11 protein-coding genes are annotated in these 10,250 nt (G+C 76.4%); 8 read left to right on the plus strand and 3 right to left on the minus strand.

The features are described from left to right. Window positions 1-54: 54 nt before the first annotated feature. A complete protein-coding gene (locus ACI79B_RS10965) occupies window positions 55-1,515 on the plus strand; it encodes a M1 family metallopeptidase (RefSeq protein WP_456927353.1) in 1,461 nt (486 codons plus the stop codon). Between the two features lie 28 nt (window positions 1,516-1,543). Further along, complete coding sequence (locus ACI79B_RS10970) at window positions 1,544-2,560, plus strand: LLM class flavin-dependent oxidoreductase (RefSeq protein ID WP_456927354.1); 1,017 nt, start codon at window positions 1,544-1,546, stop codon at window positions 2,558-2,560. A 4-nt stretch (window positions 2,561-2,564) separates the two neighbouring features. Here the strand turns inward: ACI79B_RS10970 and ACI79B_RS10975 are convergent, their stop codons facing one another. Next, window positions 2,565-3,464, minus strand: a complete 900-nt coding sequence (locus ACI79B_RS10975; protein WP_456927356.1) for a diacylglycerol/lipid kinase family protein — start codon at window positions 3,462-3,464, stop codon at window positions 2,565-2,567. Between the two features lie 57 nt (window positions 3,465-3,521). On the opposite strand from ACI79B_RS10975, the gene ACI79B_RS10980 reads away from it, so the two are divergent. After that, on the plus strand, window positions 3,522-4,664 hold the full coding sequence (locus ACI79B_RS10980) for a MalY/PatB family protein (RefSeq protein WP_456927357.1): 1,143 nt from the start codon (window positions 3,522-3,524) through the stop codon (window positions 4,662-4,664). Between the two features lie 4 nt (window positions 4,665-4,668). Here the strand turns inward: ACI79B_RS10980 and ACI79B_RS10985 are convergent, their stop codons facing one another. Both ACI79B_RS10985 and ACI79B_RS10990 read right to left on the minus strand, forming a co-directional pair. Beyond that, on the minus strand, window positions 4,669-6,042 hold the full coding sequence (locus tag ACI79B_RS10985; RefSeq protein ID WP_456927358.1) for an FAD-dependent oxidoreductase: 1,374 nt from the start codon (window positions 6,040-6,042) through the stop codon (window positions 4,669-4,671). A gap of 16 nt (window positions 6,043-6,058) precedes the next feature. Next, window positions 6,059-6,508 (minus strand): flavodoxin family protein, encoded by a 450-nt coding sequence (locus ACI79B_RS10990; RefSeq protein ID WP_456927359.1) that lies wholly within the window; start codon window positions 6,506-6,508, stop codon window positions 6,059-6,061. Window positions 6,509-6,686: 178 nt separating this feature from the next. On the opposite strand from ACI79B_RS10990, the gene ACI79B_RS10995 reads away from it, so the two are divergent. The 5 genes from ACI79B_RS10995 to ACI79B_RS11015 all read left to right on the plus strand — a co-directional run bounded on the left by ACI79B_RS10995 (window position 6,687) and on the right by ACI79B_RS11015 (window position 10,133). Further along, on the plus strand, window positions 6,687-7,256 hold the full coding sequence (locus ACI79B_RS10995; RefSeq protein ID WP_456927360.1) for a hypothetical protein: 570 nt from the start codon (window positions 6,687-6,689) through the stop codon (window positions 7,254-7,256). 14 nt (window positions 7,257-7,270) lie between these two features. Beyond that, window positions 7,271-7,714 carry a hypothetical protein gene (locus ACI79B_RS11000; RefSeq protein WP_456927361.1) on the plus strand — a complete coding sequence of 148 codons (444 nt, stop codon included), beginning with the start codon at window positions 7,271-7,273 and terminating at the stop codon, window positions 7,712-7,714. 280 nt (window positions 7,715-7,994) lie between these two features. After that, window positions 7,995-8,474 carry a hypothetical protein gene (locus ACI79B_RS11005; RefSeq protein WP_456927362.1) on the plus strand — a complete coding sequence of 160 codons (480 nt, stop codon included), beginning with the start codon at window positions 7,995-7,997 and terminating at the stop codon, window positions 8,472-8,474. Between the two features lie 24 nt (window positions 8,475-8,498). Beyond that, on the plus strand, window positions 8,499-9,077 hold the full coding sequence (locus ACI79B_RS11010; protein WP_456927363.1) for a GNAT family N-acetyltransferase: 579 nt from the start codon (window positions 8,499-8,501) through the stop codon (window positions 9,075-9,077). Between the two features lie 174 nt (window positions 9,078-9,251). Beyond that, window positions 9,252-10,133, plus strand: coding sequence for an SDR family NAD(P)-dependent oxidoreductase (locus tag ACI79B_RS11015; protein ID WP_456927364.1), 882 nt, complete (start codon window positions 9,252-9,254; stop codon window positions 10,131-10,133). Window positions 10,134-10,250: the final 117 nt, after the last annotated feature.

Genomic DNA, 10,250 nt, shown 5'->3' on the forward strand with positions numbered 1-10,250 from the left:
GAGGCCCTACGGTGGCCGGATCCGGCCCGCCCGGGCCGCCCGAGGAGGTCATCCGTGCGCTTCCGCCCCATCCCCCGCCGGGCCACCGTGGCCCTCGTCGCCGCCGCGTCCGTGGTCGCGGCCGCCGGTCCCGCCGCCGCGGCCCCCGGCGCTCCCGGCACCCCGCGCTACGCCGACGGCAGCACCTCCGGCGGGGACCCGTACTTCCCGGCCGCCGGCAACGGCGGCTACGACGTGCAGCACTACGGCCTGGACCTGTCCTGGTACCCCGGGGCGACGCCGGAGCAGAGCCGGCTCGACGGCACCGCCGTCGTCACCCTGACCGCCACGCAGGACCTGGCGAGCCTCTCGCTGGACCTGCGTGGGCTGACCGTCTCATCGGTGCTGGTCGACGGGAAGCCGGCCCGCTTCACGCAGCTGCCGCCGGGTGAGGACGGCCGCGGCGGCGAGCTCGTCGTCCGGGCCGCACCCAAGCTGAAGGCCGGCACGACGCACGAGGTCACCGTCGTCTACAGCGGGTACCCGGGGCAGCCCACGGACGCCGAGGGCGCCCTCTACGGCTGGGTCACCTTCGCCGACGGCGTCCTCGTGGCCAGCGAGCCCGAGGGCGCGCCCACCTGGTTCCCGGTCAACGACGTCCCCACCGACAAGGCCACCTACGACTTCCGGATCACCGTCCCCGCGGGCAAGACCGCCGTCGCGAACGGTGAGCCGGTCGGTGACCCGGTGACCGTCGGCGACCGGACGACCTGGACCTGGCACGCGGCCGACCCGATGGCCAGCTACCTCGCGACGGCGTCGATCGGCGACTACACGGCGTCGACTCAGGTCGGACCCGACGGGCTGCCGATCCTCAACTACGTCGAGACCGGCCTGACCCCCGCCCGGCTGGCGACGACCCAGCGCAGCCTGGCCCTGCAGCCGCAGATGATCGCGTTCTTCGAGGACGTGCTCGGCCCCTACCCGTTCACCTCGTTCGGCGCGATCGTCGACGACGACAGCGTCGGGTACGCGCTGGAGACCCAGACCCGGCCGGTGTACTCCCGGTCGGCGAGCGAGACCACGGTGGCGCACGAGCTGGCCCACCAGTGGGTCGGGAACAGCGTGAGCCCGACGACGTGGGCCGACATCTGGCTCAACGAGGGCTTCGCCACCTACCTGCAGTGGATGTGGACCGAGTCCCGCGGCGGCACCACGGCACAGGAGTCGTACGAGGACGTCCTCGCCACCCCGGCCGACGACGAGTTCTGGACCGTGTCGCTCACCGACCCCGGGGCCACCGGCCTGTTCGCCGACGCCGTCTACGACCGGGGCGCGGCGTTCCTGCACGCCCTGCGCCTGGAGATCGGCGAGGCCGCCTTCGCCGAGCTGCTGCACCGCTGGGTGTCCGAGAACGAGGACGGCAACGTCACGACCGCCGACCTGCTGGCCCTGGCCGAGGACGTGAGCGGGCAGGACCTCGACGCCCTGTTCCGCGACTGGCTGACCGATCCCGACCGGCCCGCGGCGGAGTGACCTCCCGGGGGCGGGCAGGATCGGCGCCATGCCCGCCCCCGGTACCCCGCTCGAACGGCTCGGCTTCCTCACCATCGGCCTGTTCGACCCCGCCGACCCCGCCGCGGGCCACGAGACGACGCTGCGGACGGTCGAGCTCGGCGAGCGGCTGGGCTTCGACACCGCCTGGCTGCGCCACCGGCACCTGCAGTACGGCATCTCCTCGCCGGTCGCCGTCCTCGCCGCGGCCACGCAGCGGACACGGCGGATCGAGCTCGGCACCGCGGTCACCCCGCTCGGCTGGGAGAACCCGCTGCGGCTGGCCGAGGACCTCGCCACCGTCGACGTCCTCTCCGGCGGCCGGCTCAACCCCGGGGTCAGCGTCGGCCCGCCGATGCACTGGGACGACGTCAAGGGAGCGCTCTACCCCGACACCGCCGACGTCGAGGACTTCTCGTACGCCCGGGTGGAGCGGCTGCTCCGGCTGGTGGCCGGGGAGCCCGCGGCGTCGTTCGCCGGGCGCGAGGGCGTCGTCGAGGAGTGGTCGGACCGGGTGCAGCCGCACTCCCCCGGCCTGCGCGACCGGCTCTGGTACGGCGGGGCGAGCACCCGCTCCGCGCAGTGGGCCGGGCAGGCGGGCATGCACTTCCTGACCAGCAGCGTGGTCCGCGCCGAGGGCGGCTCCACCGACTTCGCGCGGATCCAGGCCGACCAGGTGCGGGCCTTCCGCGAGGCCAACCCGGCCGGGCGGGTGTCGCAGGGCCTGGTCGTCATCCCGACCGACAGCGCCACCGCCGGGCAGCGGGAGCGGTACGCCGCCTACGTCGAGGCCCGCAGCCCGCGGGTCGGCGTCCCCCAGGGGCCGGGGCGGCTGCTGTTCGCCCCGGACCTGCTCGGCACCGCCGAGCAGATCGCGGAGGCGCTGTACGCGCACGCCGGCTTCCGCGAGGTCACCGAGGTGGTGTTCGCCCTGCCGTTCAGCTTCGCCGAGACGGACTACCAGCAGATCCTCACCGACACCGCCGAGCGCCTCGGCCCCCTGCTCGGCTGGTCCCCGGCCGGCTGAGCGGTCAGCGCGGCACGGACACCGACCACGCGGCCGGGGTCAGCCGCCAGGTCCGCGCGGCCGCCGGTGGCAGCAGGTCGCCGTCGGCGTCCAGGCCGGCCGGCTCGCCGGACACGGTGACCTCCCGCCCGCGCACGACGACGACGTCGTCGCGGCCAGGGTGCCGCCCGGCGAGCAGCGCGACGGCGAACGCGGCCCGCGCGCCGGGCCCGGTGGCCGCGCTGACCACGACGTCGGCCAGGCCGTCCCCGGGGTCGGCGCCGGGCGCGAGCGCCGTCCCGCCGCCGATCGTGGGCCCGTTGCAGACGCCGACCATCAGCAGCGGCGTCGCCCCGTCGGCCGCCCAGCCGGCGGGCGCGGTGACGACCGCGCCGTCCACGGTCACCCGCAGCCGGTGCTCCGCGCCGGCGATCCCGGCCACCGCGGCCCCGACGGGGTAGGCCAGCACGCCGAGCCGCTCCTTGAACCCGGCGGCCTCGTCCGCGGCGCGGACGCCGATCCCGGCGTGCACCGCGTTGACCACCACGCCCCCGGCGTCGTCGCGCAGCAGGTCCAGCGGGCGCGGGGCGCCGTCGAGGACGCACCGCGCGGCGGCGGCCGGGTCGTCGGGCAGCCCGAGCGCGCCGGCCAGGTCGTTGCCGGTGCCCAGCGGCACGACGCCGAGCGGGTCGGCGGGGTCGAGGGCGCCGGCGCGGTCCAGCGCGGCGACGACCGCGTGCACCGACCCGTCGCCGCCGGCGACGGCCAGCCGGCGCCCGTCGCGCCCGGCGAGCACCCGGTCGAGGTCGCCGGCGTCCGCCGTCGCCGCGACCTCGACGTCGGCGCCGGCGCGCAGCACCTCCAGCGCCGGGTCCAGCCCGTCGGCGCTCCCCGCCGATCCGTTCACCACCAGCAGCAGCCGCACGGGGAGCACCCTCCCAGCCCGCGCGGGCCCCGGCCGCCCGCGGGCAGGATCGGCACCGTGACGAGTGACGCCGACGCCGTGGTCGCGGGCCTGCGCTCGCGCGGCAGCCTGAAGTGGACCCGCTACCCCGACGCGCTGGGTGCCTGGGTCGCCGAGTCCGACCTGGGCACCGCGCCCGCGGTCACCGCCGCGCTGCAGGACGCCGTCGCCCGCGGCCTGTTCGGCTACCTGCCCGACTGGCTCGCCGACGACATGGCCCGGGCGACCGCCGGCTTCCTGCTCGACCGGCACGGCTGGGAGGTGCCGCCGGAGCGGGTCCGGCCGATGGCCGACGTCCTGGCCGGGCTGTCCGCGGCGATCACCCACCTGTCCCGGCCCGGCTCGCCGGTGGTGCTGCCCACCCCGGCCTACATGCCGTTCCTGGAGGTGCCGCCGGCGCTGGGCCGAGAGGTGCTCGAGGTGCCCATGGCCCGCGAGGGCGACCGGTACGTCTACGACCTCGACGCGCTCGACGCCGCCTTCCGCGCCGGCGGGCACCTGCTGGTGCTGTGCAACCCGCACAACCCGATCGGCCGGGTGCTCGAGCCCGCGGAGATGCTCGCCGTCGCCGAGGTGGTCGACCGGCACGGCGGCCGGGTGTTCTCCGACGAGGTGCACGCGCCGCTGGTCTTCCCCGGCTCCCGGCACGTGCCCTACGCGTCGCTGTCGGACACCACCGCCGCGCACACCCTCACCGCCACCAGCGCGTCCAAGGCGTGGGACCTCGCCGGCCTCAAGTGCGCGCAGCTGCTGCTGTCCGACGACGCCGACGCCGAGCTGTGGGCGCGGGTCGGGCACGGGGTGGAGCACGGCTGCTCGACGCTCGGCGCGGTCGCCAACACCGCCGCCTACCGGGACGGCGTCGGCTGGCTGGAGGAGACGATCGCCGTCCTCGACCGGCACCGCCGGCTGCTCGCCGACCTGGTCGCCTCGCACCTGCCCGGCGTCCGGTACCGCCCGCCGGAGGGCACCTACCTGGCCTGGCTGGAGGGCCTCCCGGCCGACACCCCCGGCGACCTGCTGCTCGAACGGGCGGGGGTGGCGGTGGTCGACGGCGCCCGCTGCGGCGAGGCCGGGCGCGGCGCGGTGCGGCTGAACCTGGCCACGCCCGAGCCGGTGCTCACCGCGATCGTCGAGCGGATGGCGGGCGTGCTGCGCTGACCGGTCAGCCGCGGGTGTCGGCCTCGACCGCCTCGAACGCCTTGCGGGCGGCGATGAGCACCGGGTCCCACACCGGCGCGAACGGCGGCGCGTAGGACAGGTCCAGGGAGAGGACCTCGTCGACGGTCATCTCGTTCCAGATGCAGATGGCCAGCGCGTCGATCCGCTTGGCCGCGCCCTCCTCGCCGACCACCTGGGCGCCGAGCAGCCGGCCGCTGCGCCGCTCGGCGATCATCTTGACCCGGATCGGGGACGCGTTGGGCATGTAGCCGGCGGTGGTCGTGGAGTCGACGGCCGCGGTGACGAACGAGTAGCCGGCGTTCTCCGCCTCCTTCTCCGACAGCCCGGTGCGCGCGGCCTCGACCGTGCAGATCTTGGTGATCGCCGTCCCGATGACGCCGGGGAAGGTGGCGTAGCCGCCGCCGATGTTGATCCCGGCCACCCGGCCCTGCTTGTTCGCGTGCGTGCCGAGCGCGACCACGACCCGCTGCCGGGACAGCCGGTGCACCGACTCCACGCAGTCGCCGGCCGCCCACACCCCGGGCACCTGGGTCCGCATCCGCTGGTCGACGGCGACGCCGCCGGAGGTGCCGAGCGGGATGCCCGACTCCTTCGCCAGCCGCACGTTCGGCCGCACACCCAGGCCGAGGACGACGAGGTCGGCGGGCAGCTCGCGGCCGCTCTCGGTGACGACCGCGCGCGCCCGCCCGTCGCGGTCGACGTCGATGCCCGCGACGCCGTCGCACAGGACCAGGTCGACGCCCTCGCTGCGGACGCCGTCGGCGATGAACCGGCCGACGTCGGGGTCGAAGGTGCCCACCGGGGTGGCCGACTTGTCGACGACGGTGACCTCGAGCCCGCGCACCCGGCACGCCTCGGCGATCTCCAGCCCGATGTAGCCGCCGCCGACGACGACCACCTTCCGCACGCGCCCGCTGTCGAGCTCGGCCCGCAACGCGACGCCGTCGTCGAGCACCTGGACGCCGTAGACCCCCTCGGCGTCGATGCCCTCGACCGGCGGGCGCATCGGCACGCTGCCGGTGGCGTAGACGAGGTCGTCGTAGGGCTCGGTGCCCTCGGTGCCGGCGTCGAGGTCGCGCCAGTGGACGACGCCCTTGTCGGTGTCGATGCCGACGACCTCGGTGCGCGTGCGGACGTCGATGCCGGCCGCGCGGTGCTGCTCGGGCGTGCGGGCGACCAGCCGCGCCTCGCTGTCGACGGTGCCGGAGATCCAGTACGGGATGCCGCAGGCGGAGTAGGAGGTCGCGCGGCCGCGCTCGAACATGACGACGTCGAGGTCGGGCTGCCGCTTCCTGGCCTGGGACGCCGCGCTGCCGCCGGCGGCGTCGCCTCCGATGACGACGAGACGGGTGCTCACCCCGGCAGGCTAGGACTCAGCGGTCCTCCAGGCTCACCGCGACGGTGGCGGCCAGTTCGCGGACCGCCTCGAGGTCGTCCTTCGTCGGGGCGCCGGTGAGCGACAGGGGCGCCGCGACCTGCTTCCACCGCAGCGCGCCGGTGATCGTTCCGATGGCCTTCAGCGCGCCGGCGGTGTCGTCGCCGCCGTGCACCCACACGCCGAAGGGCAGGCCGACGGTGGCGTCCAGGCACGGGTAGTAGACGGTGTCGAAGAAGTGCTTGAGCGCGCCGCTCATGTAGCCGATGTTGGCCGGGGTGCCGAGCAGGACGCCGTCGGCGGCGAGCAGGTCCGCGGGCCCGGCCGACAGCGCCGGCCGCTCGACCAGCTCGGCCTCCTCGACCATCGCCACGCCCTCGCGGGCCGCCTCGAGCACCGCCTGCAGGTTCGGCGAGGGCGTGTGGTGGACGAGGAGCAGCCGCGGCATGCCGCCATCCTGCCCACGCCGTCCGGTCACCGCCGGGGGCGCCGGGCACGGGCTGTCCGGTCGTCCCGCCGGTTGTCGACTCCCGGTCGTCTCCGGCCACCGGAGGCCGCAGCAGGTCGACACCCGGCGCGTCCGTGACCGCCCCGCGGCCGACGCCGGGTCCGGCAGGATCGCGGCCATGGCGGACAACCCCCGGATCGGGCCCATCGAGCGGACCACCGAGCGGTCGTGGGACGAGTGGCTCCGCTTCCTGGAGTCCGTCGGCGCGAGGGACCTCGACCACCAGCAGATCGCGCTGCACGTCTACGAGGAGCTCGGCGACGGCTTCGAGCAGCGCGGCTGGTGGACCCAGTCGGTGACGGTCGCCTACGAGCAGCACATCGGCCGCCGCGTCCCGGGGCAGCGCTCGGACGGCACCTTCCAGACCAGCGTCAGCCGGGCCACGCCGCTCGGCATGACCGAGCTCATGGAGCGCTGGCGGGCGTTCGCCGACGGCGACGCGGCCGTGCAGGAGGTCGTCGCCGGCGGCGACCTGCGGGTCAGCGGCACCGACCGGCGCATCACCTGGCGGACGAGGGCGGCCGACGGCTCCTCCGTCGTCGTCACCAGCGAGCCCAAGCGGAACGGGACGGCGTCGCTCGTGGCGACCCAGATGGGCCTGCCCACCCTCGAGGCCAACGAGGCGGCCCGCGCGCGGTGGGCGGGGATCGTCGATCGGTTCCTGGCGGGCGCGCAGCCGGGACGCTGACCCGAGGAGGCGGCATGGGCGACGAGACGCCGGCGGCGCAGCTGGAGCACCTGCGGGCCCTGCCGGGGACGTGGACGACGGAGGGCGCCCATCCCCTGCTGCCCGGCCAGGAGATCCGCGGGCGGGCCGTGTTCGCCTGGCTGGAGGGCGGCCACTTCCTCGTCTGGCGCTCCCACAGCGACCACCCCGACGTGCCCGACGCGCTCGCCGTCATCGGCGTCGTCGACGACCGGCTGTCGATGCACCACTACGACTCCCGCGGCGTCCACCGGCTGTACGCGGTCAGCGCGGGCCCGGGCGAGTGGCGGTTCTGGCGCGACGACCCGCACCTGTCGCAGCGGCTCACCGGCACCTTCGGCGACGGCGGGGACGTGCTCGTGACGCGCGGCGAGTCCTCCCGCGACGGCGGCGCCACCTGGGACGAGGACCTCACGCTCACCTACCGCAGGACGGGGTGAGCGCCGGCCGACCGGGAGCCACCCCGCGGCGTCGTCCCCGACGACGAACTGGACGACGGCGAGGGCGGCGGACAGGCGCCGTGACCGTGGCCTGCTGCGCGTGAACGAGGCCCCCCGTGGACCACCGACGGGTGCGTTCACGTGGCGGCGACAGGGACGGCCGGGCCCGGTCGGCGCGGGTCGGCTCCCGCGACCGGGTCCGCGGCGGGGATCGGGACGCCCTCCGACGGGCGCATCACCGCTACCCTCCCGCCGCCATCGGCGAGGACGGGGAGGGACCGTGGGGCTCAGGATCGGTACGGGGGCGCTGGCGGCGCTGGTCGCCGGCGCGGCACTCGGCGCGGTCAGCCGCGTGCTCATGGCCCTGGTCAGCCTCGCGGCGACCGGGTCGAGCACGTTCTCGTGGAGCGGGACGTCCTTCGTCCTGCTGCTCTACGTGCTGGTCGCGCTCCCGGGCGGCGTCGTGGCCGGGCTGACGGTGCACCGCCTGCGGTGGCTGCTGCCGGTCGCCGGGGCGCTGTTCCTGTGCCTGCCGGCCGTCGGGGTGGCAGCGGCGGAGGTCGGTTCGACGACCGGGTTCGGCACCCTCCAGTGGCTCGGTGTCGTCGGCTTCGGCGCCGCCGTGTTCGCCACCATCGGGCTGCTGCCGGTGCTCACCGTCCGGCTCACCGACCGGTGGCTCGGCCGCCGCCGGGTCCCCGACGGCGGAGGGCCCGTGACCGCGCCCGAGGGCACCGCACCGGCGGCTGCCACCCCCTGAGCCCGCCGCCACTAGCGTGGCGCGATGGCCATCGAGGTCCATCCCGCGACGCGGGAGCGGTTCGACGACGTCGCGGCGGTGCTCGGCCCGCGGAACCCGGACGCGAACGTCTGCTGGTGCCTGAGCCACCGGCTCGACTCGCGGACCAACCGCGAGCTCGTCGGTCCCGCGCGGCGGGAGTACGTCCGCGAGCTCACCGGGCGCCCGGTCGCGCCGGGGGTGCTCGCGTACGACGACGGCGAGGTCGCCGGCTGGGCCGCGGTCGCACCGCGGGCGGAGCTGCCCTTCGAGCGGTCACGGAGGATCCCGCACGTCGACGACCTGCCGGTGTGGTCGCTGTGGTGCGTGCGCGTGCGTCCGGGCCACCGCGGGAAGGGCATCGCGCACGCGCTCCTGCAGGGGGCGGTCGGGTACGCGGCGGCGAACGGCGCCCCCGCCGTCGAGGGCTATCCCGCCGACAGCGGGGACGAGCGGGTCGACACGACCATGGCCTACGTCGGCACGCGGCGGATGTTCGAGGCGGCCGGCTTCACCAAGGCCGCGGACACCGACGCGGTCGCCGGCGGCTTCCCCCGCGTCCTGGTGCGCCGCGCCCTCCCCTGAGCCGGGTGGTCACCGGTCGTCACGGCCGGTCGACGATCGGGCGGCCCACGCCGACCGCGCTCCCCGGCGGCGCGCGGGAGGGCGTTCGGCGCCCACGGGCGCACGAGGCTGGTCCCCAGGAGCGACGTCCACGGAGCCGGCTGTCGGGGGTGGGCCATGACCAGGGTGGCGATCGTGACCGGAGGCGCCTCGGGGATCGGGCGGGCGCTGGGTGCGGCGCTGGTGCGCCGGGGTGACCAGGTGGTCCTCGCGGACGTCGACGGTGCGGCCGCGGCGGAGGTCGCGGAGCGGATCACCGCCACCGGGCCCGGTGCGGCCACCTCGACCGCGGTGGACGTGCGGGACGCGACGGCGGTCGAGGCGCTGGTCACCGGCACGGCGGCGCAGCACGGCCGGCTGGACCTGCTGTTCAACAACGCCGGCGTGGCCTTCGGCGGCCCCGTGGAGGAGCTGTCCCTCGCCCACTGGGACCGGATCGTCGACGTCAACCTGCGCGGTGTCGTCCACGGCGTGCAGGCCGCCTACCCCCTGATGCTGCGGCAGGGCTCCGGGCACATCGTCAACACGGCGTCCCTCGCCGGGTTGCTGCCGATGCCCGGGAACGTCCCGTACGGCGCGACGAAGTGGGCGGTGGTCGGCCTCTCGCTGTCCCTCCGCACCGCGGCCGCGGCCCGGGGCGTGCGGGTCAGCGTGGTGTGTCCGGGCGCCGTGGACACCCCGCTGCTGGACAAGCGGACGCCGGTGGACCTCCCGCGCGTCCCCACCGCGGAGGCCATCGACGTCCGCGCGGCGCTGACCCGGGCCAGCGGGGGCCGCCTGTACGACGCCGACGCGCTGGCCGCCGACGTGCTGCGCGGGGTGGACCGCAACCGGGCGGTCGTCGTCGCGCCCCGGCAGGCGCGGGTCATGTGGCGGCTGATGCGCCTGTCGCCGTCCCTGGTGATGCGCCTCGAGCAGGGGATGATGGCCCGCGAGATGGCCGTCCAATCGGCCCCGGCCGCGGCGGTGCCGGCGCCGAGGACGGAGCCCGCCGAGGACGTCCGCACCTCCGGCTGACAGGACCCGGGCTCGGGGGGGGGGGGGGGGGGGGGGGGGGGGGGCGGGGGGGGGGGCGGGGGGGGGGGGGGGCGGGCGCGGGCGGCGGCGGGGGCCGCGGGCGGGCGGGGGGGGCGG

Source organism: Geodermatophilus sp. SYSU D00879, assembly GCF_054050375.1.